This window comes from Massilia sp. Se16.2.3, from assembly GCF_014171595.1.
Lineage (GTDB): Bacteria > Pseudomonadota > Gammaproteobacteria > Burkholderiales > Burkholderiaceae_D > Telluria.
In genome coordinates this window covers 446,911-471,171 of sequence record NZ_CP050451.1, presented here as the reverse complement: position 1 = coordinate 471,171, position 24,261 = coordinate 446,911, and the positions used below count along the sequence as shown (strand labels likewise).

The 24,261-nt window shown below is 65.4% G+C and carries 23 protein-coding genes and 3 pseudogenes; 13 read left to right on the top strand and 13 right to left on the bottom strand.

Annotated elements, in window-relative coordinates; genetic code table 11:
• Positions 1 to 45: 45 nt before the first annotated feature.
• Together G4G31_RS24915 and G4G31_RS02250 are read left to right on the top strand one after the other, a co-directional pair.
• Positions 46 to 357, top strand: coding sequence for a hypothetical protein (locus G4G31_RS24915; protein ID WP_229425281.1), 312 nt, complete (start codon positions 46 to 48; stop codon positions 355 to 357).
• Entirely contained in the window at positions 278 to 1,543 is a 1,266-nt protein-coding gene (locus G4G31_RS02250) for a CehA/McbA family metallohydrolase (RefSeq protein ID WP_229425280.1), read from the top strand. The genes G4G31_RS24915 and G4G31_RS02250 overlap by 80 nt, the downstream gene beginning before the upstream one ends.
• A 283-nt stretch (positions 1,544 to 1,826) precedes the next feature.
• Here the strand turns inward: G4G31_RS02250 and bfr are convergent, their stop codons facing one another.
• Together bfr and G4G31_RS02240 are read right to left on the bottom strand one after the other, a co-directional pair.
• Positions 1,827 to 2,297: a bacterioferritin gene (bfr, locus tag G4G31_RS02245; RefSeq protein WP_182990120.1), complete on the bottom strand. Its 471-nt coding sequence runs from the start codon at positions 2,295 to 2,297 to the stop codon at positions 1,827 to 1,829.
• Positions 2,298 to 2,391: 94 nt separating this feature from the next.
• Positions 2,392 to 2,604, bottom strand: a complete 213-nt coding sequence (locus tag G4G31_RS02240; RefSeq protein ID WP_182990119.1) for a bacterioferritin-associated ferredoxin — start codon at positions 2,602 to 2,604, stop codon at positions 2,392 to 2,394.
• A 217-nt stretch (positions 2,605 to 2,821) separates the two neighbouring features.
• Here G4G31_RS02240 and G4G31_RS02235 point away from each other — a divergent pair, with 217 nt between their 5' ends.
• From G4G31_RS02235 to G4G31_RS02220, 4 genes are all read left to right on the top strand, one after another.
• Positions 2,822 to 3,079, top strand: a complete 258-nt coding sequence (locus G4G31_RS02235) for a FeoA family protein (RefSeq protein ID WP_182990118.1) — start codon at positions 2,822 to 2,824, stop codon at positions 3,077 to 3,079.
• 3 nt (positions 3,080 to 3,082) lie between these two features.
• The gene (locus tag G4G31_RS02230; protein ID WP_182990117.1) at positions 3,083 to 4,966 is read left to right on the top strand and encodes a ferrous iron transporter B; all 1,884 of its coding nucleotides are present in this window, start codon (positions 3,083 to 3,085) and stop codon (positions 4,964 to 4,966) included.
• Between the two features lies 1 nt (position 4,967).
• Entirely contained in the window at positions 4,968 to 5,231 is a 264-nt protein-coding gene (locus G4G31_RS02225) for a DUF6587 family protein (protein ID WP_182990116.1), read from the top strand.
• A 116-nt stretch (positions 5,232 to 5,347) separates the two neighbouring features.
• Complete coding sequence (locus G4G31_RS02220) at positions 5,348 to 5,887, top strand: transposase (protein WP_182990115.1); 540 nt, start codon at positions 5,348 to 5,350, stop codon at positions 5,885 to 5,887.
• Positions 5,888 to 5,932: 45 nt separating this feature from the next.
• On the opposite strand, the gene G4G31_RS02215 is transcribed toward G4G31_RS02220, so the two are convergent.
• Complete coding sequence (locus tag G4G31_RS02215) at positions 5,933 to 6,832, bottom strand: DUF72 domain-containing protein (RefSeq protein WP_182990114.1); 900 nt, start codon at positions 6,830 to 6,832, stop codon at positions 5,933 to 5,935.
• A gap of 150 nt (positions 6,833 to 6,982) precedes the next feature.
• Here G4G31_RS02215 and G4G31_RS02210 point away from each other — a divergent pair, with 150 nt between their 5' ends.
• From G4G31_RS02210 to G4G31_RS02200, 3 genes and pseudogenes are all read left to right on the top strand, one after another.
• Positions 6,983 to 7,654, top strand: coding sequence for a glutathione S-transferase family protein (locus G4G31_RS02210; protein WP_182990113.1), 672 nt, complete (start codon positions 6,983 to 6,985; stop codon positions 7,652 to 7,654).
• A gap of 6 nt (positions 7,655 to 7,660) precedes the next feature.
• Positions 7,661 to 8,436 (top strand): annotated as a pseudogene (locus tag G4G31_RS02205) (5'-3' exonuclease H3TH domain-containing protein).
• Positions 8,437 to 8,455: 19 nt separating this feature from the next.
• The gene (locus G4G31_RS02200; protein WP_182990112.1) at positions 8,456 to 8,869 is read left to right on the top strand and encodes an ANTAR domain-containing response regulator; all 414 of its coding nucleotides are present in this window, start codon (positions 8,456 to 8,458) and stop codon (positions 8,867 to 8,869) included.
• Here G4G31_RS02200 and G4G31_RS02195 read toward each other — a convergent pair.
• Both G4G31_RS02195 and G4G31_RS02190 read right to left on the bottom strand, forming a co-directional pair.
• The gene (locus tag G4G31_RS02195) at positions 8,856 to 9,206 is read right to left on the bottom strand and encodes a GAF domain-containing protein (RefSeq protein ID WP_182990111.1); all 351 of its coding nucleotides are present in this window, start codon (positions 9,204 to 9,206) and stop codon (positions 8,856 to 8,858) included. The genes G4G31_RS02200 and G4G31_RS02195 overlap by 14 nt on opposite strands.
• A gap of 31 nt (positions 9,207 to 9,237) precedes the next feature.
• Positions 9,238 to 9,582, bottom strand: coding sequence for a helix-turn-helix domain-containing protein (locus G4G31_RS02190; RefSeq protein WP_182990110.1), 345 nt, complete (start codon positions 9,580 to 9,582; stop codon positions 9,238 to 9,240).
• Positions 9,583 to 9,813: 231 nt separating this feature from the next.
• On the opposite strand from G4G31_RS02190, the gene G4G31_RS02185 reads away from it, so the two are divergent.
• A complete protein-coding gene (locus G4G31_RS02185; protein WP_182990109.1) occupies positions 9,814 to 11,628 on the top strand; it encodes a bifunctional diguanylate cyclase/phosphodiesterase in 1,815 nt (604 codons plus the stop codon).
• A gap of 108 nt (positions 11,629 to 11,736) precedes the next feature.
• On the opposite strand, the pseudogene G4G31_RS02180 reads toward G4G31_RS02185, so the two are convergent.
• The 3 genes and pseudogenes from G4G31_RS02180 to G4G31_RS02170 form a co-directional block, all read right to left on the bottom strand.
• Positions 11,737 to 13,463: pseudogene (locus G4G31_RS02180) on the bottom strand (methyl-accepting chemotaxis protein).
• Between the two features lie 276 nt (positions 13,464 to 13,739).
• Positions 13,740 to 14,846 (bottom strand): tRNA 2-thiouridine(34) synthase MnmA, encoded by a 1,107-nt coding sequence (gene mnmA, locus G4G31_RS02175; RefSeq protein ID WP_182990108.1) that lies wholly within the window; start codon positions 14,844 to 14,846, stop codon positions 13,740 to 13,742.
• Position 14,847: 1 nt separating this feature from the next.
• Positions 14,848 to 15,345, bottom strand: a complete 498-nt coding sequence (locus tag G4G31_RS02170) for an NUDIX hydrolase (protein WP_182990107.1) — start codon at positions 15,343 to 15,345, stop codon at positions 14,848 to 14,850.
• Positions 15,346 to 15,752: 407 nt separating this feature from the next.
• On the opposite strand from G4G31_RS02170, the gene G4G31_RS02165 reads away from it, so the two are divergent.
• From G4G31_RS02165 to G4G31_RS02155, 3 genes are read left to right on the top strand one after another with little or no spacing between them, the layout of a single operon-like run.
• Positions 15,753 to 16,865 carry a Re/Si-specific NAD(P)(+) transhydrogenase subunit alpha gene (locus G4G31_RS02165; protein WP_182990106.1) on the top strand — a complete coding sequence of 371 codons (1,113 nt, stop codon included), beginning with the start codon at positions 15,753 to 15,755 and terminating at the stop codon, positions 16,863 to 16,865.
• Positions 16,866 to 16,886: 21 nt separating this feature from the next.
• Complete coding sequence (locus G4G31_RS02160; protein WP_182990105.1) at positions 16,887 to 17,234, top strand: NAD(P) transhydrogenase subunit alpha; 348 nt, start codon at positions 16,887 to 16,889, stop codon at positions 17,232 to 17,234.
• The gene (locus G4G31_RS02155; RefSeq protein WP_182990104.1) at positions 17,231 to 18,700 is read left to right on the top strand and encodes an NAD(P)(+) transhydrogenase (Re/Si-specific) subunit beta; all 1,470 of its coding nucleotides are present in this window, start codon (positions 17,231 to 17,233) and stop codon (positions 18,698 to 18,700) included. Before G4G31_RS02160 ends, G4G31_RS02155 begins: the two co-directional genes overlap by 4 nt.
• 103 nt (positions 18,701 to 18,803) lie before the next feature.
• Here the strand turns inward: G4G31_RS02155 and G4G31_RS02150 are convergent, their stop codons facing one another.
• The 5 genes and pseudogenes from G4G31_RS02150 to G4G31_RS02130 all read right to left on the bottom strand — a co-directional run bounded on the left by G4G31_RS02150 (position 18,804) and on the right by G4G31_RS02130 (position 24,247).
• The gene (locus G4G31_RS02150) at positions 18,804 to 19,376 is read right to left on the bottom strand and encodes a hypothetical protein (protein WP_182990103.1); all 573 of its coding nucleotides are present in this window, start codon (positions 19,374 to 19,376) and stop codon (positions 18,804 to 18,806) included.
• Positions 19,377 to 19,923: 547 nt separating this feature from the next.
• A pseudogene (locus G4G31_RS02145) lies at positions 19,924 to 21,122 on the bottom strand (FAD-dependent monooxygenase).
• 2 nt (positions 21,123 to 21,124) lie between these two features.
• Positions 21,125 to 22,456, bottom strand: a complete 1,332-nt coding sequence (gene pepP / locus G4G31_RS02140) for a Xaa-Pro aminopeptidase (protein WP_182990102.1) — start codon at positions 22,454 to 22,456, stop codon at positions 21,125 to 21,127.
• Positions 22,453 to 23,172 (bottom strand): N-acetylmuramate alpha-1-phosphate uridylyltransferase MurU, encoded by a 720-nt coding sequence (gene murU, locus G4G31_RS02135; protein ID WP_182990101.1) that lies wholly within the window; start codon positions 23,170 to 23,172, stop codon positions 22,453 to 22,455. Before murU ends, pepP begins: the two co-directional genes overlap by 4 nt.
• 16 nt (positions 23,173 to 23,188) lie before the next feature.
• Positions 23,189 to 24,247, bottom strand: coding sequence for an aminoglycoside phosphotransferase family protein (locus G4G31_RS02130; RefSeq protein ID WP_182990100.1), 1,059 nt, complete (start codon positions 24,245 to 24,247; stop codon positions 23,189 to 23,191).
• Between the last annotated feature and the right edge of the window lie 14 nt (positions 24,248 to 24,261).

Genomic DNA, 24,261 nt, shown 5'->3' with positions numbered 1-24,261 from the left:
GGGCCGACCCTGGACGCAGCGAGGCCCGCACCTTCACGCTGGCGTTTGATTATCCGAACGCGCGCGCGGCAGGTGGTCGACTGGCAGCTCGAACTGATCTCGCCCGCCGGCCGCGTGCTGCGCCGCTGGCAGGGCAGCACGCCGCTGGCGCGGGAGCCAGTGTCCGTTCCCGTGGCCTGGTCGGGGCGCGATGCCGGCCAGCTCGCCGCCGGCGTGTATTCGGTGCGCCTGCGCGCCGGCAGCCGCGGTGCCACGTCGAACGCGCCGGCCCAGGGACGTGCACGAACAGACCTGGCAGATCGACATCGGCAAGCTCGCGACGCCGCCGCTGCCGCGTTTCGCCCCGCTGCCGGGTAGCGGCCCGACGGTCGCTGCCACGCCGGCTGCGGGCGCGCTGCCGTACACGGTGTATCTCGGCAACCTGCACAGCCAGACCAACCACAGCGACGGCGGCGCCGAACTGTCCGACTGCAAGGGCGCCAAGGAACCCTTGAGCGCAAAATATGGGCCGGACGCCGCCTTTGCCTATGCGCGGGAGCACGGCCTGGACATCCTCGTCGCCTCGGAACACAACCACATGTACGACGGCTCGGACAGTACCCGGCCTGAAGCCGATGCCGGCGCCGCCAGGGCCCTGTATCGCAAGGGCCTCGACCTGGCCGCCGCGTCGAATGCGCAGCATCCGGAATTTCTCGCCGTGTACGGCATGGAATGGGGCGTCATCAATGGGGGCGGCCACCTGAACATTTTTAATAGCGAGCAGCTGCTGGGCTGGGAAAAGAATGCCAAGGGCGAGCTGCTGGCCGATGTGGCCACGCCGAAGGGCGACTACGCTGCGCTCTACACCCTGATGCGCGCACGCGGCTGGGTGGGGCAGTTCAACCATCCGGCGCTGAATGGCCAATTCAGCGCCGGCGGCCAGTCGCTCGGCTATACGCCGGACGGCGACGAAGCCATGGCCCTGTGCGAGGTCACCAACAGCACCGCGTTCTCGACCAACGACAGCGAAACCGAAACCCGCCGCAGTAATTTCGAGGCCGCCTGCAACAAGGTACTGGAAGCGGGCTACCACGTGGCCTTCAGCACCAACCAGGACAACCACTGTGCCAACTGGGGCAGCGCCTTTTCCAATCGCACCGCGGTGCTGATTCCGACCGGTACGCCCCTGAGCCAGGCCAGCTTCATCGAGGCGTTGAAGGCAAGGCGCGTGTTCGCCACCATGGACAAGGGCTCGCAGCTGGTGCTCACCGCGAACGGGCACCTGATGGGCGAACGATTCAACAACAGCGGGCCATTGACGCTGGTGGCGAATTTCGCCAGCTCGGCGGGCAAGCAGGCAGCGTCGGTCGCGATCATGGAAGGTGTACCGGGGAGGGGCGGGGTGGTGACGCAGATGTCGGGCGACGCGGTGACGACCTTCACACCGCCAGCCGGACCCCATTTCTATTATGCGAAGGTGACGCAGACGGACGGCAAGGTCCTGTGGTCGGCGCCGGTGTGGGTGATGCAGGAAGGTCCCTCACCGCGCCCGTCAGGGGCGTAGGGTAGGCAGGTTTCCTGCCTACGCGTTCAACCGGTACTTGATCGGGTACATGCGTTCGGGCTGATCGGTTGTGGTTGAACGCGTAGGCGGGAGACCCGCCTACCCTACTGTGGTCGGCGCCGGTGTGGGTGATGCAGGAAGGTCCCCCACCGCGTCCGTCAGGGGCGTAGGGTAGGCAGGTTTCCTGCCTACGCGTCCAACGCGCGTTCAATCGGATGCGAGCGTTCGGGCTGATCGGGTTGTGGTTGAACGCGTAGGCGGGAGACCCGCCTACCCTACGACATTACTCGACCATCTGGCTCTGCAGGTAATTCTGGATGCCGACCTTGACGATCAAGTCGAGCTGGGTCTCGAGCCACTCGATATGCTCTTCGGTGTCTTCGAGGATGACGAGCAGCAGGTCGCGCGAGACGTAATCGGCGGCCGCTTCGCAGGCGGCGATGCCTTCCTTGACGGTCAGCTGGGCGGCGCGCTCGAGCTTCAGGTCGGCGGCCAGCATTTCCTCGGTGTTTTCGCCAATCAGGAGTTTATGCAGCGCCTGCAGGTTGGGCAGGCCGTCGAGCATCAGGATGCGGTCGATCAACTTGTCGGCATGTTTCATTTCGCCGATCGATTCGTCGTATTCCTTCTTGCCGAGCTTGAAGAACCCCCAGTGGCGGTACATCCGCGCGTGCAGGAAGTACTGGTTGACGGCGGTGAGCTCGTTGGTCAGCTGCGCGTTGAGCAGCCGGATGACGTTGGGATCGCCCTTCATGATATGCCTTGTTGTTGTGGTATCGGTTACCACAATCATAGCAAAGCAGGGCAGGGCGCGCGGCAGAATCGCCGGCGCCGCGAGAGACGGCGGATCAGGCCGGTTGCGACGATTGGCGGCTCAGTTCGGTAACAGTCGTCTTGCTGTCGAGGGCTTCATGCAGGACTTCACGGGCATAGCTGATGCATTTGCCGCAGTCGGTGCCCAGGCCCAGTTCCGCGCGCAGGGCGGCAATCGAGGTGATGCCAAGGTCGACGGCCTGGCGGATTTCACGGTCGGAGATGTTGTTGCAGACACAGACGATCATCGAGATGGCTTCCTGGCATTGTCAACTGAATAATGAGAATCGTTCTCATTCGTGTTCTATTTTGCGGAAACTTTTGGACGAACGCAAGCGGTTTTGTCGTGTGATCGTTTCTGCAAATAGAAATAATTCGCATTTAGGTTTATGATGCTAGTATCTGTCTCATCAGCGCTACATATGCTGCGCTAACTCATCACCGTTCTCCTTACGGACCGCCGCCATGACTCTCGCTCCCACCTTGACTACACTCGATGCCCTGAAGGCCGGGCAGAGTGCGACCGTGATCCATATCGCCCCCAGTGCCCAGGGCATGGCGGACGTACCGCGCCGCCTGATGGAGCTCGGTTTCGTGCCGGGCGAACGCATCCGCATGCTCAAGCGCGGCCTGCCGGGCGGCCCGGTGGCGGTGAAGGTCGGCGAATCGACTTTTGCGCTGCGCAAGTTCGAGGCGGCGCTCGTTTCCATCCAGCCGGAATAATCGATGGGTGTCATGGAACAACAGGTGGCGACGGGTTCGCCCCTGATCGCATTGCTGGGTAATCCGAACTGCGGCAAGACCGCCCTGTTCAACCGCCTGACCGGCGCGCGCCAGAAAGTCGCCAACTACGCCGGCGTCACCATCGAACGCAAGGAAGGCAGTTTTACTTCTCCCGCCGGCCGCGCGCTGCGCGTGCTCGACCTGCCCGGTGCCTACAGCCTGTCGGCGCAAACGCCGGATGAAGCCATCACGCGCGATGTCGTCGCCGGCCTGCGCGCCGGCGAGCGCGCACCGGACGCCGTCGTCTGTGTCGTCAACGCCACCAATCTGCGCCTGAACCTGCGCCTGGTGCTGGAGATCCAGCGCCTCGGCCTGCCGATGCTGCTGGCCCTGAACATGGTCGATGTCGCGAAAAAGCGCGGCATCGAGATCGACACGGTAAAGCTGTCGCGCGAGCTGGGCATGCCCGTGGTCGAGACGGTGGCCATCCAGGCCGGCGGCGAAAGCGCATTGCTGGAAGCGCTGGACCGCATGCCGCTGGACGCATCGGTCCAGCCGAAAGCGCTGTCCGCCATCGATACCGTGCCGGTCGAACAGACCCAGCGCGAAGTGCGCCGCATCCTGGCCGCCTGCACCAGCCACGCCCACGACACCGGCAACCTGTCGGAGCAGATCGACCACGTGGTCCTGCATCCGGTGGCCGGTCCGCTCATCCTGGCCGTATTGATGTTCGTGATCTTCCAGGCCGTGTTCAGCTGGGCCGAAGCGCCGATGGACCTGATCACGAATACCGTCGACAGCATCGGACAATGGATTGGCGGAGCGATGAGCGAAGGCCCGCTGCGCAGCCTGATCGTCGACGGCCTCATCGCCGGCGTCGGCGGCGTGCTCGTGTTCCTGCCGCAGATCCTGATCCTGTTCTTCTTCATCCTGATCCTGGAAGACTGCGGCTACCTGCCGCGCGCCGCTTTCCTCCTCGACCGGATGATGGGCGGCGTGGGGCTGTCCGGCCGCGCCTTCATTCCGCTCTTGTCCTCGTTTGCCTGCGCGATTCCCGGCGTGATGGCCGCGCGCACCATCCAGAATCCGCGCGACCGCCTGGTAACGATCATGATCGCGCCGCTGATGACCTGCTCGGCGCGCCTGCCCGTGTACGCCCTGATCATTGCCGCCTTCATTCCCGACCGCCAGGTGGGCGGCTTCATGAATTTGCAGGGCCTGGTGCTGTTCGTCCTCTACGCACTCGGCATCGTCAGCGCGATGCTGGTTGCCTGGTACATGAAACGCCGCAGCGGCAGCGGCCAGCATCCGCTGATGCTGGAACTCCCGGCCTATCACTGGCCGCACCTGCCGACGCTGGCCCTGGGCCTGTGGGAACGCGCGAAGATCTTCCTGATGCGCGTCGGTACCATCATCCTGACGCTGATGGTGCTGGTCTGGTTCCTGTCGAGCTTCCCGGGCGCGCCCGAAGGCGCCACGCAGCCGCCGATCTACTACAGCGTGGCCGGCATGCTGGGCCGCGCGCTGGCGGTGATCTTCGAGCCGATCGGCTTTGGATGGCAGATCTGCATCGCCCTGGTGCCCGGGATGGCCGCGCGCGAAGTGGCGGTCGGCGCGCTCGGCACCGTGTACGCGCTGTCCGGTTCCGGCGACGACGTCGCCAACACGCTGGGGCCCCTGATCGCCGGCTCCTGGTCGATGGCGACTGCATTGTCGCTGCTGGCCTGGTACGTGTATGCGCCGCAGTGCCTGTCGACGCTGTCGGTGGTGCGCCGCGAAACCGGCAGCGCCAAATACGCCTGGATGATGGCCGGCTACATGTTCGCGCTGGCCTACGCCGCTTCCTTCATCACCTACCGCGTCGCGCTGGCACTCGGCGGAGGCTGACATGTGGCAGGAACTCGTCGTCGCTCTGGTCGTGGTGTGCGCCGCCGTCTACGTCGGCGCCAAATACCTGCCGGCCGCGTGGCGCGTGCGCATCGTCAACCGCCTGTCGACCGGCGGGGCGGAGTCGAAGCTGGTGCGCTGGCTCGATACGGCCGACAGCTGCGGGGGCGGGTGCAAGAGTTGTAATACCTGCGAGACGCCGGAGGAATTGACGCCGCCGCCAGGTAACAGCCATCGCGTTATTAAAATCCACGACAAGAGATAACCGTAGGGTGGAGTCCCGACTCCACGCGTTTCACCGCCGGCAAATGTTACCGGTTCCACTCGTCCGATTGACGTAAAACAGCGCGCCCGCGCTGCATCGCCCTACGATGCCGCACCATGCCCCGCTACCGCCGCCAATTCGCTGGCTCCACCTATTTCTTCACGGTCGTCGCCTACCGCCGCCGCACCATCCTCTGCGCGCCGATACTGCGCACCGCCTTGCATGACGCGATCCAGACCGTACGCCTGACTCGGCCTTTTGGGATCGACGCCTGGGTACTCATGCCTGACCACATGCACTGCATCTGGACCCTGCCGGAAGGGGATCCCGACTACGCGGCGCGTTGGGCGGAAATCAAACGTCATGTTGTCAACGCTTGCAGGGACCGGCTACATGATCCCAGCCTGCTGACGCGGGCAGCGAGGCAGCGCAATGAATCGACGATCTGGCAACGGCGGTTTTGGGAGCACCAGATTCGCGATGAGTTCGACATGGAGAAGCATGTGGATTACATCCATTTCAACCCGGTCAAGCATGGGCAGGCCAGGCGGGTTGGCGATTGGCCGTATTCGACCTTCCATCGTTATGTTCGGGATGGGATTTATTCGGCGGATTGGGCGGGGGCGCCGGACATTGCGGACGCGGATTTGGAGTAGGCGGTGGTGGTATGCAGGTGTAAAGCGTGGAGTCAGGACTCCACCCTACGTATTCGAAGAATCAAGCGGTGCGTCAGCCAGCCCGAGCGCCGCAATCAGCCGCTGCGCATCGTACGGCGCATGCACCTTGATATCGTTATCGAAATAGCAGTACACATCCCGGCTGGTGCGCTTCGGCGGCGCGTGCGCGGACACGCAGCGGTCTTCCTTTGGCTGCCCGCCCGTCCTCCATGCGCGGATGCGCGCGGCCCACTGCTCGATCGCCTCGTCGTCATAGCCACTGGCATACAGTTCCTTGTCGCCATGTAGCCGGATGTAGACGAAGTCGGCGGTCACGTCCTCGACATGCGGCCAGCGGCCGGCGGTGTCGGCGACCACCAGCGCCACCTTGTACTTGCGCAGCAGGGCGATGAAGCGGGCGTCCTCGAAACTCTCGTGGCGGATCTCGACGGCGTGGCGCATGGGGCGCTTCGCATCCATCACCAGCGACACTTTGCCCTCCATGCGCGGCTGGTATTGCAGTGCGCGTGCAAGGGCGGCCTCGGTATCCTGCGGCAGCAGGCTCAGGAAATGCTCGAAGCGCTCCGGATCGAATTTCACCATCTGCGGGAACTGCCACAGGAAAGGCCCGAGTTTTTCGCGCAGCTCGAACACGCCCGAGGCCAGCACATTGGCCAGCGGTCCCTCGATGTCGTTCAGCTTCAGCATGTGGGTGATGAAGCGGTTGCCCTTTACCGCGAACACGAAACCCGGCGGCGTGGCGCGGTACCAGGCCGCGTAGCTTTCGGGCCGCTGCAGGGAGTAGAAGGAGCCGTTGATCTCGATGGTCGGCAACTGGCGCGAGGCGTAGTCGAGCTCGCGCGTCTGCACCAGGCCGGGAGGATAGAACACGCCGCGCCAGGGCGTGTAGCGCCAGCCGGATATGCCAATGTAGATTGCACCCATGGGCCCATCATAGAGGGGGCGGCAGGGCGCCTCGGTGCGCTGACGAACGGTGCCGTGGCGCGGGCGCAAGGCAGGCGATTGGCTGCCCATCTTTTTGTAATCACGCAACAGTGCTAAGCTAAGGGTCCTTCCTTTTGCCGCCCTTGCGCCATGATCATCGTCCATCACCTGAACAATTCGCGCTCGCAGCGCATCCTGTGGCTGCTCGAGGAACTCGGCCTGGACTACGAGATCAAAAAGTACCAGCGCGACCCGAAGACGATGCTTGCGCCCGCCGAACTGCGCGCGGTGCACCCGCTCGGCAAGTCGCCCGTCATCACGGATGGCGACACCGTCGTGGCCGAATCCGGTGCGATCATCGAGTACCTGGTCGAACGCTACGGCAAGGGGCGTTTCGTGCCTGCGGCCGGCACGCCCGAAAAACTGAAGTACACCTATTTCCTGCACTTTGCGGAGGGCTCGGCGATGTCGCCGCTCCTGATGAAGCTCGTGTTCGACCGCATCGAGAATGGTCCGATGCCCTTCTTCGCCAAGCCGATCGCGCGCACCATCGCGCGCAAGGTCAAGGACACCCTGGTACACCCGAATATCCAGGCCCAGCTGGGCTACCTGGAATCCGAACTCGCCACGTGCGGCTGGTTCGCCGGGAACGAATTCTCCGCCGCCGACATCCAGATGAGTTTCCCGCTGGAGGCCGCAAGCGCGCGCGCCGGGCTGGGGGCGCAGTACCCGCGCCTGACGGCCTTCCTGGCACGCATCCACGCCCGCCCCGCCTACATCCGCGCCCTCGAGCGCGGCGGCAAGTACGACTACGCACGGTAAGCACGCATGGCGAAGCTGCTCGCGATCGACGGCCTGAACATCGTGCGCCGGGTCTACGAAGCCAGCCCGGAGCCCGACTCCGACCTGAAGGCCAGCATCGCCTTGCGCCATGCGTTCTCGTCCTTCCGCAATCTGCTCGACGCTCACGCGCCGACCCACGTGCTGGCCGCCTTCGACTACGGCGGCCCGACCTGGCGCCACGCCCTGTACCCGCGCTACCGGGAACACCGCGCGCCGATGCCCGCGTTCCTGCGCGACGCGCTGCCGGAATTCCACGCGCGCCTGCAGGGGCCGGCGTGCCGGTGGTGACCGTGCCCGAGGTCGAGGCCGACGACGTCGTCGCCACCTGCGTGATGCGCTGGCTGACCGAAAACCGCGGCGAGGCGATCGTCGCCACCACCGACAAGGACCTGCACGTGCTGATCGCGCACGGCGCACTGGTGTGGGATCATTTCAAGGGCGAGTGGCATGATGACGCCTGGGTGCGCGCGCGTTTCGGCGTGGCGCCCGAACTGCTGCACGACCTGCTGGCGCTGATGGGCGACGCCACCGACGGCGTGCCGGGCGTGTCGAAAATCGGCATGAAGACGGCGGCGCGCTTGCTCAATGCTTATGGCAGCCTGGATGCGGTGATGGCCGGCGCCGGCATCCTGAAAACGCCGCTGGGCGAGCGCCTGCGCGCCGAGCGCGACATCCTGCTGCTGTCGCGCCAGCTCGTGGAGCTGAAAACCGACGTGCGCCTGGGCGTCACGTGGAAGATGCTGGCTTACGATTCACACTGACATACGTAAGGACGGGGCAATGCTCAAGGCAGTGATAGTGGACGCGAATGCGATTTCGCGCGGACTGTTGAATACGGTGCTCACCGATGGCAGCTACGAGGTCGTCGGCCAGGGCCACACGAGCCAGGGCGCGCTGCAGCTGGCCACCAGATTCCGCCCCCAGCTGGTCTGCATCGCGCGCGAGCAGGTCGAGGACGGCAGCGACGTGGTCGAACAGCTGCGCGCCTTGCTGCCGAAATCCTTCATCTTCATGGTCTCCGGTACGCTCGACGCGCCGACCATCGAAGCCGCCCTCGCACGCGGCGTGCACGGCTTCATCGTCAAGCCCTTCAAGGCCGATGCGGTGCTGAAAACCATCCGCAACACCGTCATCGCCGCCGTGCGCAAGCAGCAGGCGAACGCCAGCTCCAACGCCAACCCTAGCGACGCCTGATCTCGTCCATCGCGATCGCGGCCAGTTCGCCCAGCGCGCGCATTTCGCGCTCGCGCAGACGGCGCGGCTCGTGGTCCATCACGCACAAGGCGCCCAGCCGGTAGCCGTGGGCGTCGCGCAGCGGCACCCCGGCATAGAAACGTACATACGGCGCGCCGGTGACGAGCGGACTGGCGGCAAAGCGCGCGTCCAGGCGCGCATCCGGCACCACCATCGGCTCGTCGCGCAGGATCGTCCCGTTGCAGAACGCGTCTTCACGCGCCGTCTCGAGCAGGGCGATGCCGACGCGCGACTTGAACAGCTGGCGCTGGGCCGTCACCAGCGTCAGCGCCGCCAACGGCAGGCCGTCACCTGCGCCGCCAGCCAGGTCAGGCGGTCGAACACCGCCTTTGGCGCAGCGTCGACCAGGCCGCTCGCACGCAGCGCCGCCAGGCGTGCCTGCTCCTGGTCGGCAGGACGGTCGTGGCGGCCGGCAGAAAGTCGCGGGCGTGCGCCGCCGGCTCGGCGTGCAGGCTGCCGCGCTCGCGCAGCAGGGCGCTGACGTCGCTCAGGCGGATGCGGCGGTGTCCGCCCGGCGTCTTCCAGGCCGGCAGGACGCCGTTTTCGATCCACAGCTGGGCGGTGCTGACGGCGATGCCGAGCAGCTGGGCCGCCTGGCGCGTGGTCAGGACCGGATCGCTGCCGGCGGCGTCGTCAAGAAGGGACGCGTGCATGTTGGTTTTTCCAGGATTGCGATAACTGTTCGCTATTTTACCGGCGGAAACAACAAAATTGCCGGAAATGATGATGCTCGCCACGGCATTATTGCTGAGCAGGGACAATTCTGTCGCAAATCTGCCAGAATGGCAAATAATTGTTGACGCAAGGCAATTTGACGATCAGAATGAATTCATCATTTTCATCATTTATAGATCGGCCCCGGCCGGCAGTGGACAAGGATCGCCATGAGTCATCAACACCTGCCGGCACCGGAAGCAGCCCGCCTCGACGCGCTGCACAAGCTCGACCTGCTCGATACGCCACCGAACGAAGCCTTCGACCGCATCACCCGCATGGCCGCCCAGCTGTTCCAGCTGCCGATCGCGGCGGTGTCGCTCACCGACGCCAACCGCCAGTGGTTCAAGTCGCGCGTCGGCGTGGACCATCGCGCAATCCCGCGCGAACGCGCGCCCTGCGCGCAGGTGGCCGACAGCGGCGCCCTGCTGGTGATTCCCGACCTGCGGGAAGATCCCTACTACCGCGACAGCAACCTGGCCGCCAGCGGCGTGCGTTTCTATGCCGGCGCGCCCCTGATGACGCGCGATGGCTACTGCCCGGGCGCGATGTGCGTGCTCGGCCTCCAGCCGCGCAGTATCGGCGACCGCGAGCGCGCCGGCCTGGCCGACCTGGCCGCGATGGTGATGGCGCAGATCGAGCTGCAGCATGCGATCGGCCGCATCGACCCGGTCAGCGGCGTCCCCAACCGCAACCAGTTCGCCGAGGACCTGGCCGACCTGGCGCTCGAGCGGCCGGCCGGCGAGCCGCGCTTCGCCGCGCTGGTGAGCCTGGCCACGCCCGAACAGCTCAGCAGCGCAGTGCGCGCGATGGGCACCTCGTATGTCGACGAGATCGTGCTGGAGACGGCGCGCATGCTGCGCGCGGCGCTCGGTCCGGCGCGCAAGCTGTACCACGTGGGGACGACCCAGTTCGCCTTCGTGGCCGAGCCGGATGTCGATCCCGCACGCTTTTGCGAGTGGCTGCATGCCTGGCTCGACCTGCGCGCCGGCACGACCATTGCCCGCTTCGTCACCACCACCACGATCGGCGTGGTGCCGTTCGCGGTCGGCCAGGCCGATCCGGTCGACCTGCTGCGCGACCTGTTCAGCGCCGCCCACGACGCCATCGAAGGCTCGGACCGGGTGCGCCTGTTCTCGGCCGAGCAGAACGCCGCCTTCATGCGCCACTTCCGCATCGTCAACGACTTCGGTGCGGCGCTCGCGGACGACAGCCAGCTGCGCCTGGTGTTCCAGCCGAAGGTCGAGCTGGCAACGGGCCGCTGCCATGGCGCCGAGGCCCTGCTGCGCTGGCGCCATCCGGTGCTGGGCGACATCTCGCCCGGCGAATTCTTCCCCGTGATCGAGCAGACTTTCCTGGCGCGCGCCACCACGCGCTGGGTGATCGAGCAGGCGCTGCGCCAGCTGGCGCAATGGCACGCCGCCGGCATGCACCTGCAGCTGGCGGTCAATGTCTCGGCTGTGAATTTGCTCGAGCCGGACTTTTGCGAACACGTCCTGGCGCGGCTGCGTGCGCACGGCCTGGAACCGGGCGCGCTGGCGCTCGAGATCACGGAAAGCGCGCTGATGACCAACCGCGCGCTGGCCGGCGCCACCCCGGAAGCGCTGGCTACGAGCGGCGTGCAGCTGGCGATCGACGATTTCGGCACCGGCTACAGCAGCCTGGCCTACCTGCAAAGCGTGCCGGCGAAGGTCGTCAAGATCGACCAGAGTTTCATCCGCGACGTCGACAGCGACGAGCGCAGGCGCGCGCTGGTCGGCACCATGATCACGCTGGCGCACGACCTGGGCCAGGTGGTGGTGGTCGAGGGCGTGGAGACGGCATCGGCGGCGCGCTTCCTTGCCGGCGCCGGCTGCGACCAGGTGCAGGGCTATCTGTATGCCAGGCCGCTGGCCCCGGAAGAATTCGCGCGCTGGATTCGCGCCGAAGCAGCACCGGCGCGTCCGCGTGCGAAGTGCAAGAGCGCGGCCCTGGCCTGCGCCTGAAGTCCGCCACAGTACCGTGCAAATGAAAACGGCGCAGCGACTATCGCTGCGCCGTCGTTAGCGCCTGCCGTCCGGACGGGCAGCCGGCACGCGTTCCGGAACGCTCGCTTAAAACTCTTCCCAGCCGTCGGCACCGGCGCTCGCCAATTGCGCCTTGCCTGCGCCCGCCTGCACGTTGGCGCTCGCCTGCGGCTTGGCGCTCGTGCGCGGTACCGCCGGCCTGGACAGGCGCGGGGCCTTGGCGGCGGCGGCCGCTGCCGCTGCCGCTGGCTGGACACGGCCGGCATCGCCGCCGGTACGGAACACCGCCACCGTGGTTGCCAGCGTCGCTGCCTGGCTGCGCATCGCGTCCGCGGCGGCCGAGGTTTCCCTCGACCAGCGCGGCGTTCTGCTGGGTCACCTGGTCCATCTGGTTGACGGCCTGGTTGATCTGCTCGATGCCGGCACTCTGCTCGCGGCTGGCGGCACTGATTTCGCCCATGATGTCGGTGACGCGGCGGATGCTGTCGACGATCTCCTGCATCGTGTCGCCGGCTTCGCCGACGAGGCGGCTGCCGTCGCCGACCTTGCTGCTGGAATCGGCGATCAGGCCCTTGATGTCTTTCGCCGCGGCAGCCGAACGCTGCGCCAGGTTGCGTACCTCGCTGGCGACGACCGCGAAGCCGCGGCCCTGCTCGCCGGCCCGGGCCGCTTCCACGGCGGCATTGAGCGCCGGGGATATTCGTCTGGAAGGCGATGCCGTCGATGACGCCGATGATGTCGGTGATGCGCGCCGACGAATCGTTGATCGCATCCATGGTGCCGACGACCTGGCTGATCACATGGCCGCCGCGTTCGGCGACCGTGGAGGCGGCGTCGGCGAGGGTGCTGGCCTGGCGCGCGTTCTCCGCGTTCTGCTTCACGGTCGAGGTCAGCTCTTCCATCGAGGACGCCGTTTCCTCGAGCGCGCTGGCCTGCTGCTCGGTGCGGCTTGACAGGTCGAGGCTGCCGGCGGCCACCTGCGACGAGGCCGATGCGATCAGGTCGGTACCGGTGCGCACCGTCGAGACGGTGGCGACCAGGCTTTCGTTCATCTTCTTCAGTGCTGACAACATCTGGCCGAGTTCATCCGTCGTGTTCACTTCGATCTGGCTGGTGAGATCGCCCGCGGCGACGGTTTCGGCAATCGCCAGCGCGCGCGCCACCGGACGGGTGATCGATATCGTGATGCGCCAGGCGATCAGGCCGGCCAGGACCAGGATCACCACGGCCAGGGCGACCATCGTGCGCACCGTATTGTCATAGGTACGCCCCGCTTCGGCGACGGCCTTGGTAGCCAGGCTGCTTTGCAGCGTGATCTGCGCGTTCAGGGCCTTGCGGTATTCGCCCAGCAGCGGGCGGTACTGATCCTTCAGGAAGGCGGCGGCCTGGTCGAGCTCGCCGGCGCTGATATGGCGCAGCAGGGCATCCTGCGCGGTGACCGCCTTCGCGTTGTAGTCGAGGCTGGTGCTCATCAGAGCCTTGCCTTCGACGCTGGCGATGGTCTGCTGCAGTTCGGCCAGGGTGGCATCGATCGCGGCGCGCGCTTTCTGGATGTCCGCGGTTTGTGCGGCACGGTCGGCCGGGTCGGCGTTGAGCATCATGTTGCGCAAGGCGATCGAAATCGTGTTCACCTCCGTCAGGACGGCATGCGAAGCCGCGATCTTCGGCATGCGGTCGTTGGCGATGTCGCTGGTGTCCTGGTTGATGCGGGCGAGCATGGCCGTGCTGAACAGGACGATGACGAGAAGGAAGGCGCAGAGGATGCCGAAGCCGGCGAAGAGGCGCGTGCGGACACGCAAGTTTGCAATGTTCATGTTATTGACGTTTTCTATGATTTTCTCAAAACCAGTAAAAACGTCCCGTCAGAGGGTGGCCGGTTTCGATTTTGCCGGATGGCAATGAAGAGTAACGGCTTGCCCAGTGGAAACTCAAGGCGAGACTGCGAAATATCCCTTGAATGTACAAAATGTGTTGCGTCGGCACCAAAACAGGGCGTGCAAGTTGCCAGACGTGCAAAAGCAGGCGCCTGCGGCAGCGCGGGCAGGGAACGGAGAGAGGAGAGAGGCGGGACCGGGCGGCCCCACCGGTGTTCAGGCGCCGAGGGCGCCGTCGATGATGCCGCCGCCGAGGCAGATGTCGCCGTCGTAGAGCACGGCGGACTGGCCCGGCGTGACCGCCCATTGCGGCTCAAGGAAATCGAGCGCGAAACGGTCCGGCCCATCGGCCAGCACTTCGCAGGGCACGTCGGCCTGGCGGTAGCGCGTCTTGGCCGACAGCATGCCGCGGGCCGGCGCTTCGCCTGCGACCCAGCTGGCCTGGCCGGCTTCCAGCCTGCTTGATAACAGCCACGGGTGGTCGTGACCCTGCACGATGTACAGCGTATTGGTCGCCACGTCCTTGCGCGCGACGAACCACGGCTCGCTGGTGCCATCCGCATTCTTGTGCGACTTCAGGCCGCCGATGCCAATGCCCTTGCGCTGGCCGAGCGTATAGAAGGACAGGCCGATATGTTCGCCGACGGTCTGCCCGTTATCGAGCTTCATCGGGCCCGGCTTGTGCTGCAGGTAGCGGTTCAGGAATTCGCGGAAAGGGCGCTCGCCGATAAAGCAGATGCCGGTCGAATCCTTTTTCGCCGCGTTCGGGAGTTTGAGCTTTTCGGCGATCTTGCGCACTTCCGTCTTCGGGATTTCGCCAAGCGGGAAGAGCGACTTCGACAACTGCGCCTGGTTCAGGCGGTGCAGGAAATAGCTCTGGTCCTTGGTGTGGTCGAAGGCTTTGAGCAGCTCGAATTGTCCAAGCGGGTTTTCGCGCACGCGTGCGTAGTGGCCGGTGGCGATCAAATCGGCACCGAGCTTCATCGCGTGGTCGAGAAAGGCCTTGAACTTGATTTCGGCGTTGCAGAGGACGTCCGGGTTCGGCGTGCGGCCGGCCTGGTATTCGCGCAGGAATTCGGCGAACACGCGGTCCTTGTATTCGGCGGCGAAATTGACCGCCTCGATGTCGACGCCGACCACGTCGGCCACGCTGGCCGCGTCGATCCAGTCCTGGCGCGTCGAGCAGTATTCGGAATCGTCGTCGTCTTCCCAGTTCTTCATGAACAGGCCGACGACATCGTAGCCCTGTTCCTTCAGCATCCAGGCCGCGACCGAGGAGTCGACGCCGCCCGACATCCCGATCACGACTTTTTTCTTGCTCATGTTACGTCCGGTCCGTTGTTAACTCTTCTGCAAATACCGAGGGATGGGTGTAGAGCAGGCCCAGGTCGGTGCGCTTGCCAGCCAGGTAATCGTCCACGCATTGCAGCACGATGGGGCTGCGGTGGCGATGGCTGGAGGCCGCGATTTCGTCGCGCGTCATCCACAGTGTACGCAGGATGCCTTCGTCGAGCGGCTGGTCGTACTGTTTGCCGGCGCTGCCGCAGAAGGTGAAGCGCAAATAGGTGACGTCGGCATTGCGCGATTTCGAGTAATAGCGCGACATGTACATGCCCACCAGCCCGTTCGGGATGAATTCGTGCGCTGTTTCTTCCAGCGCTTCGCGCACGACCGCCTGTTCGAGCGATTCATACGGATCGAGGTGGCCGGCCGGCTGGTTCAGCTTGATGCCTTCGCTCGTCTCTTCCTCGATCAGCAGGAAACGGCCATCGCGTTCGATGATGGCGGCAACGGTGACTGACGGTCTGAAGGTATGGGTCATGCGCGTCCTCGACAAATGAGCCGATATTCTACAGCGCGGCGCAAACCGTTGCTCGCCAGTACGTGTGCAGTGCAGCAAAAATACGCCAAAAGCCTTGATTTGATACAAAAAAACGCGACCTTGCCGCCAGGCTGTATCGCTTTCGGGCGCAAACTACCCGTCTTGCCCGGAACCTATCTCAGTAGAGAATGAGTCGTTGCTGACGCGCCTGACAAGCGGGTGCTGCGTTGCTCGTCGTTGCATGGCTCGCCATGCGGCCTCCTCGCGCCTTGCCCTCGCTCGCCATGCACTGTCATCAACTTCCTCCTCTCTACTGAAATAGGTTCCAGCCTGTCACTTCTGGTGGTGAGAATGGCTGTGTTTACGTGTTAGATTGTGAAGATAACATCAACAGCAAGGAGGAATGCATGAGAATCGGCATTCCGGCCGAAACACGGCCGGGCGAGACCCGCGTAGCGGCAACTCCGGAAACAGTCAAGAAACTGACGGGGAAACACCAGGTCGTCGTACAAAGCGGCGCCGGGCTGCATGCGGCGGTCACGGACGAGGCCTATGCCGCGGCCGGAACCAGCATCGGCGGCGCCGACGAGGCCTTCGCGGCCGACCTGGTCCTGAAAGTACGCGCCCCGAACGAGGCCGAACGCGCGCGCATGCGTCCCGGCACCGTGGTCGTCGGCATGCTCAATCCTTTCGACAGCGAGAACATCGCCGCCATGGCAGCGAGCCGCCTGACCGCGTTCGCGCTGGAAGCGGCGCCGCGCATCACCCGCGCGCAGTCGATGGACGTGCTGTCCTCCCAGGCAAACATCGCCGGCTACAAGGCCGTGATGCTGGCGGCGAACACCTATCAGCGCTTCATGCCGATGCTGATGACGGCCGCCGGCACCGTGAAAGCGGCGCGCGTGCTGATCATGGGCGTGGGTGTCGCCGGCCTGCAGGCGATCGCCACGGCGAAACGCCTGGGCGCCGTGATCGAAGCCTCGGACGTCCGTCCACCAGTCAAAGAGCAGGTCGAGTCGCTGGGCGCGAAATTCATCGACGTGCCTTTTCTGACCGACGAAGAGCGCGAGATCGCGCAAGGCGTGGGCGGCTATGCGCGCTCGATGCCGGCGGACTGGATGCGGCGCCAGGCGGAGCTGGTGCACGAGCGGGCGAAACTGGCCGATATCATCATCACCACCGCGCTGATCCCCGGCCGCGCCGCGCCGATCCTGATTCGCGAAGAAACGGTACAGGCGATGAAGCCGGGCTCCGTCATCGTCGACATGGCGATCGAGCAGGGCGGCAACTGCCCGCTGACGGAAGCGGGCAAGACGGTGGTAAAACATGGCGTGCACATCATCGGCGAGCCGAACCTGGCGGCGCTGGTGGCGGCCGACGCCTCGGCCCTGTACGCGCGCAACGTGCTCGACTTCCTGAAGCTCGTCATCGACAAGGAAGACAAGCTGGTGATCGACCGCGAGGACGAGATCGTTCGCGCCACGCTGCTCTGCCTCGACGGCGAAGTGTTGCGCAAATAAGGTATAGGAAAAGGAACCCCCATGGAAATCAGCCACACCATCATCAACCTGATCATCTTCGTGCTGGCCATCTACGTCGGCTACCACGTCGTCTGGACCGTCACGCCCGCGCTGCACACGCCGCTGATGGCCGTCACCAACGCCATCTCCGCCATCATCATCGTCGGCGCCATGCTGGCGGCAGGCCTGACCGAAGGCGCGCTGGGCCAGACCATGGGCACGATCGCCGTCGCGCTGGCGGCCGTCAACGTGTTCGGCGGCTTCCTCGTCACCCAGCGCATGCTGGAGATGTTCAAGAAGAAGGAACCGAAGCGCGCGCTTGACGCGGGCACGGCGCAGAAGATCCAGGCCGCGAAGGAGGGCGCATGAATCACATCAGCATGAACATGGTCACGCTGTTCTACCTGGTGGCCTCGGTATGTTTCATCCAGGCGCTCAAAGGCCTGTCCTCGCCTTCGTCCGCACGCCTCGGTAACACCTTCGGCATGGCCGGCATGGCCATCGCGGTGGCCACCACGGTCGCCCTGATCTTCAAGCTGCAGGCCGAATTCGCCTATGGCGCGGTGACCGGCGGACGCATGGGCTTCCCGCTGGTGCTCCTCGGCGTGGCCGGCGGCGGCGCGATCGGCGCGCTGGCTGCCAAGCGGGTCGAGATGACGAAGATGCCGGAACTGGTCGCGGCCATGCACTCCCTGATCGGTCTTGCGGCCGTCTGCATCGCGATTGCCGCCGTGTCCGAGCCCTGGGCCTTCAACATCGCCACCCGCGGCCAGGCGCTCCCCTTCGGCAACCGCCTGGAGCTCTTCATCGGCACCTTCGTCGGTGCCGTCACCTTCTCGGGTTCCGTGATCGCTTTCGGCAAGCTGTCGGGCAAATACAAGTTCCGCCTGTTCCAGGGCGCGCCGGTGCGCTTTGGCGGCCAGCACATCCTGAACCTCGTCATCGCGATTGCCATCGTCGCCCTCGGCCTCGTGTTCTGCTTCGACGAGGCGGTGGCGCCGGCCTGGACGCCGTTCGCCATCATGGCCGCGCTCTCGTTTTTGCTGGGCGTGTTGATCATCATCCCGATCGGCGGCGCCGACATGCCGGTGGTGGTGTCGATGCTGAACTCGTACTCGGGCTGGGCGGCGGCAGGCATCGGGTTTTCGCTGAATAATTCGATGCTGATCATCGCCGGCTCGCTGGTGGGCTCGAGCGGGGCCATCCTCTCGTACATCATGTGCAAGGCGATGAACCGCTCCTTCTTCAACGTCATCCTGGGCGGCTTCGGCGGCGAGGCGGCCGTCGATACCGGCGGCGCGAAAGAGCAGCGCCCGGTGAAGTCCGGCTCGGCCGAGGATGCCGCCTTCATCCTGCAGAACGCCGAATCCGTGATCATCGTGCCGGGCTACGGCCTGGCCGTGGCGCGCGCCCAGCACACGGTGAAGGAACTGGTGGATAAACTCACCGCCCACGGCGTGACGGTGCGCTACGCCATCCACCCGGTGGCCGGGCGCATGCCGGGCCACATGAACGTGCTGCTGGCCGAAGCCGAGGTGCCCTACGACCAGGTCGCCGAGATGGAAGACATCAACGGAGAATTCGGCCAGACCGACGTGGTGCTGGTGCTGGGCGCGAACGACGTCGTCAACCCGGCGGCAAAGGATCCGAAATCGCCGATCGCCGGCATGCCGATCCTCGAAGCCTATAAAGCGAAAAGCATTATCGTCAACAAGCGCTCGATGGCATCGGGTTACGCAGGCCTGGACAACGACCTGTTCTACCAGCCGAACACGATGATGGTGTTTGGCGACGCGAAGAAGGTGATCGAGTCGATGGTGAAGGCCGTGGAGTGAATGAGGCCGGGGGTCTCATTCACGCGCTGCGCGCTTATTCGACGGCGTAGGCCGTGCGGCTGTGCCGCCCGATGGTGATCGGCCACACCCGGTCACCCGCCCCTTAGAACACCTCTCCCCCGATCTGTTTCCCGTCCACGACAATCTTGACGCTGACGGTGAGCAGCGCATACGCATGGATCTCGACCAGGAAGGCCGAGCCGTCCTTGCGCGGGACCTGCGCCGACATCATCACGCGGCGCTTGTCGAGCGCGAGGAACTCGCGGTTTTCGGCGACCTGTACGCCGTCGACGAACAGCCTGGCGCCGCCCGTCCACGAATTGCGCACGATGATTTCGTGTCCTTCATGCACGGCCACCCACTCCTTGGTGAACCACTCTTTCGATGCCGACGGGGCGAAGCGCTGCTGCGCGGCCTGGCGCGTGATGCCCATCAGCGCCCCGAGTTCGGCCCACGAGCGCCCGGCGCCACGTGCACGCTGCACGGCTTCCTTCTGCAAGCCCTCGCAGATCTGCAAACCCGCGCTGCTGGCGGCAACCAGGCGCGAGGCATTGAGCGCCTCGTCACCTGGGTCCTTGCTGAGCGACGCATGGTCGATCACGGCCGATTCAATGGCGCGATGCAGGCTGGCGCGCTGGGTGGCAGACAGTTCGGTGGGTGTGGCGGTGGTGGTCATGGGTCTCCCTGGTCGAGCAGCTTGTCAAGACTTCTTGACGTGTCAAGATTAATTGACAGCGCAAACCGTGTCAAGAAAAATTGACGCAATCTTTGGTGACGGGAGGGTAGGCGTACTTGTCGTAGGGTGGGCTTGTCATTGAAGCCCCCGGCTTCAATGACCCCACGCTGTCTTACCAGTGAATGAGAGGCGCCGTGAACGACAGTGGAAATGCATTCATGTCGCGACCAGGCGAGACCAGGTTGGGTCTGCGATACCTTGTCCGCGACGCCGATGAACTGACGATGACACCGCGTGGGCTCAAGAGCCCACCCTACGGTGGCTTGGGCTGCTGCGGCGTAGGGTGGGCACTCCGTGCCCACGCGGTGCGGCGCATGCGGATCGAAACGGTATTTCGATGGACGGACCTCAAGTCGCAGGGTGGGCACGCTTTGCCGATCGAACCATCGTTTCGACGTTCACGCGCTGCAACGCGTGGACTCGGGAGTCCACCCTACGAACGATGGCTGCTGGCGTCCCCTTGCATACGCTGCCGCTGTACTGCGAACTACCCTTGCCGGTGCGGCATGAACGACGACCCGCCGCGCCGCCCGTACATCATGAGTTCGGCCAGCAGCGTGCGCGCCGGCTGCACGGCGTCGAGCGCCGCCAGGCCCAGGCCGAGCACCGATTGCAGCGGCCCGCTGCCGACAAAGGCGCGCGCCATCGTGTCGGTCAGGGCGATGGTGAGCTTGCGGTCTTGCGCGCGCTCGTCGAGGAAACGCTGCACGGCTTCCGGTCCGGGACAGCGTGCCAGCAGGCGTGCCAGCACGGCGGCGTCGCGCAGGCCGAGGTTCAGGCCTTGTCCGGCCACCGGGTGCAGGGTCTGCGCCGCGTTGCCAATGGCGACCGTGCGCGTGGTAGCGCGCGCTTCGGCGTTCAGGCCGAGCGGATAGGTGATCCGTGGCGATACCCGGGTAAAACGCCCAAGGCGGCCGCCAAAGGCCTCTTTCAATTCATCCGGGAAGCGCGCTTCCTCCATCGCCTGCAACTGCTCGGCGCGCGCCGGAGCGACGCACCAGACCAGCGCGTAGCCATGGCCGTCAGCGCCGTCCTGCGGCAGCAGCGCCAGCGGGCCTTCGTCGGTAAAACGCTCGAAGGCGCGATGCGGGATCGGGCTGGCGGCCGTGACGCGGGCGATGACGGCGCTCTGGCCATAATCGCGCGTCTGCGATTTGTCTTCCTGCTGGCCGAACACGCCGCCTTCGGCACCGACCGCCACCTGCGCAGTCACGGTACGGCCGTCGTCGAGCCTCAAGGTGACGTGTTCGCCGCCTTCGTCGAGCGCGGCAACGCGGGCCGGACGGATCACCTGCACGCCGGCGCGGTCGACCGCACGGGCCAGCGCATCGACGACCTCGCCGTAGCGGGTGACGTAGCCGAGCGCCTCCAGGTCGTGTTCGCTGCGGTCCATCAGGCTGCGCCCGAAGTGGCCGCGGCGCGAGACGTGGATGCTGTGGATGGGCGTGGATGCGTTTGTGGACGACAGCGGCCAGGCGCCGACTTCCTCGAGCAGCAGGCGGCTGCCCCAGGCCAGCGCGATCGAGCGCGGGTCGGAAATTGACTGGCCGAGCGCGCGCGCGCGCGCATCAATGAGGGCGATGCGCTTGCCCTCGATGCCGCGCCGCGCCAGCAGCGCCGCCGGGCCAGGCCGACCGGCCCGGCGCCGCAGATGGCGATATCGACATTGTCCTGGTGCTGCTCCATCTTCACGCTCCCTTCATTGCCGCTTCGATGTCAGGCACCGTTTTCGGTGCCGCGTCCGAGAGCACCCGCGCCCCCGCATCGCCGACGATCACATCGTCCTCGATGCGGATGCCGATGTGCCAGAACTGCTCGGGCACGTCCGGCCCAGGACGCACATAAATGCCCGGCTCCACTGTCAGCGCCATGCCCGGCACGAGAGGCCGCGAAGGCTTGCCTTCGCGCGCCAGGTCGCGGTAGCTGCCGGTGTCGTGCACGTCCAGTCCCAGCCAGTGGCCGGTGCCGTGCATGTAGAAGCGGGTATGGGCGCGCTCGGCCAGCACGTTGTCGACGCTGCCATATTTCGCGCGATCGAGCAGGCCGTGTTCGAGCATGCCCTCGACCAGCACATTCACCGCCGCGTCGTGCACGTCGCTGTAGGGCCGGCCGGGGACGATGGCGGCAAGTGCCGCTTCCTGGGCGCGCAGCACCAGTTCATACAAGCGCTTTTGTGGTTCGCTGAAACGCCCGTTCACCGGGAAGGTGCGCGTGATGTCGGCGGCATAGCTGTCGAATTCGCAGCCGGCGTCGATCAGCACCAGGTCGCCGTCCCGGGTCTGCGTGTTGTTGGCGCTGTAGTGCAGGATGCAGGCGTTGGCGCCGCTGGCGACGATCGGGGTATAGGCCGGGGCCTGGGCGCCATGGCGGCGGAATTCGTGGAGCAGCTCGGCCTCGAGTTCGTACTCGAACATGCCGGGACGGGCAGCACGCATGGCGCGCGCGTGGGCGCCGCCCGAGATGGCGGCCGCGCGCGCCATCAGCGCCTGCTCGCTCTCGTCTTTTACCAGGCGCATCTCGTCGAGCAGCGCCAACAGGTGGTGGCTGCGGCCTGGCGCCGTCACGCCGCTGCGCGACTGCGCGCGTACGGCTTTCAGCCAGCCAGCCACTTGCGCATCGAGCGCCGCATTCTGCGCGATCGCGTAGTACAGGGCAGGGGCGTTGGCCAGCAGGCAGGCCATCTGCGCATCGAGTTCCGACACAGGCCAGGCCTCGTCGAAGCCGAAGGCCGTGCGCGCGGCCTCGGGGCCGTGGCGGAAACCGTCCCAGATCTCGCGCTCGACATCCTTCGGACGGCAGAACAGGATCGAACGCGCGGGCGTACTTCCCTGCGCGGCCACCAGTACCAGCACGCTTTCCGGCTCGGTGAAACCGCTGAGGTAATAGAAATAGCTGTCGTGCCGGTACGGGTAGTCGGCGTCGCCGTTGCGCACGGTTCCCGGCGCAGTGGCCAGCACCGCCACGGCGCCTGGCTCCATGGCCTCGGCCGGGCGCGCGCGGCGGGCGGCAAACGGGGTCACTGGCCCGACCTCTTCGCCAGCGGCGCGTTGAGTTCCTCGAGCTGGCGCACGGTGCCGACGTTGACCCAGGGACCGTGGTAGATTTCGCCGCCGACGCGGCCTTGCGCGATGAACTTGCGCATCAGCGGGCCGAACTTGACGAATTCGCCCGGGGCGATGCCGTCGAACATTTCGCGGCGATACACGCCGATGTTCCCGAAATTCCACTTCGGATCGCCCTCGTTCGAGAGCGTATACATGTCGATGCCGAAGTCGCCTTCAGGGTTGTGCCACGGGTTCGGTGTCAGGTACAGCCAGGCGATGTCGCGTTTATCCGCGGGGATAGGCTGGCCGACCGCGTCCTTGTCCGGCAGCGCGTCGAACACCTGCGTGAAATCGAAATAGGGTGCGTAGATGTCGCCCGACAGCGCCACGAAAGGCTCGTCGCCAAGCAGGTGCAGGGCGTTGGCGATGCCACCCGCCGTTTCCAGCGGGGTCGGTTCGTGCGAATACTGGATGCGCGCGCCGTACTGGCTGCCGTCGCCCAGCGCCTCCTCGAGCATGTGGCCGAGGTAGGAGTGGTTGATGACGATGTCGTGGATACCTGCGCGCACCAGGTTCAGGATGTGCCAGACGATGAGCGGACGGCCGCGCACTTCCAGCAGGGGTTTCGGGCAGGCGTCCGTCAGCGGACGCATGCGTTCGCCGCGGCCGGCAGCGAGGATCATGGCTTTCATGGGGCTATCCGGAAAATCAGAAGGTGTAGCCGACCTGCGGTGCCTTGTCCTCGAACGCGTCGAGCAGGCGCAGCAGCGGCTTGAGTTCAGTGTAGCGGTTGGCGGTCTTGCGCACGTAGTCGAGCACGGTCGGCAAGTCGCCCATGTAGATCGCCTTGCCGTCGCGGTAGTTCAGGCGGCAGAAGATACCGAGGATCTTCAGGTGGCGCTGCAGGGCCATGAACTCGAAGTCGCGGTAGAAGGCGTCGATGTCCGGGTTCACCGGCAGGCCGACCTGCTTGGCGCTTTGCCAGTAACGGACGACCCAGTCGAGCACGATCTCTTCGTCCCACTGGATGTAGGCGTCGCGCAGCAGCGAGCCGAGGTCGTAGGTGACGGGGCCGTAGACGGCGTCCTGGAAGTCGAGCACGCCCGGGTTGCCACTGTCGAGGAACATCAGGTTGCGCGAGTGGAAATCGCGGTGCATGAACACCTGCTGCTGGGCCAGCACGTTCGACGTGATCGCCTCGAACACTTTATCGAGTTGCGCCTGCTGTTTCTCGTCCAGGGTCACGCCCAGGTGGCGCCCGATGTACCACTCGGGGAACAGGTTCATTTCGCGCAGCACGAAGGCACGGTCGAACTCGGGCAGCACGCCCGGGCGGCTGGCCATCTGGAACTTGATCAGGGCATCGACCGCATCCGAGTACATGAAGGCGGCATTGTCGGCATCGAGACGCTGCAGGTAAGTCGTGGTGCCGAGGTCCGACAGCAGCAGGAAACCGCGCTCGACGTCGCGTGCGACGATGGCCGGCACGGTGACGCCGGCGTCCTGCAGCAAGCCTTGCACGTGGATGAAGGCGGGCACGTTTTCGCGCTCCGGCGGGGCGTCCATGGCGATCAGCGTGTCGCCCAGTTTCGCGCGTAGCGCGGGCGCCACATCGAGGCGGAAGTAGCGGCGGAAACTCGCATCCGACGAGGCCGGCCGGCGCGAACCGGTGTCCACCAGGCCCGTCGTGCCCAGCCATTCGGTCAGCAGTGCCAGGCGCGCGTCCTGCTCGGCGGAATTGGGGGTGTTTTGATACAGAGAAGACATGAAACGTCCAGGTA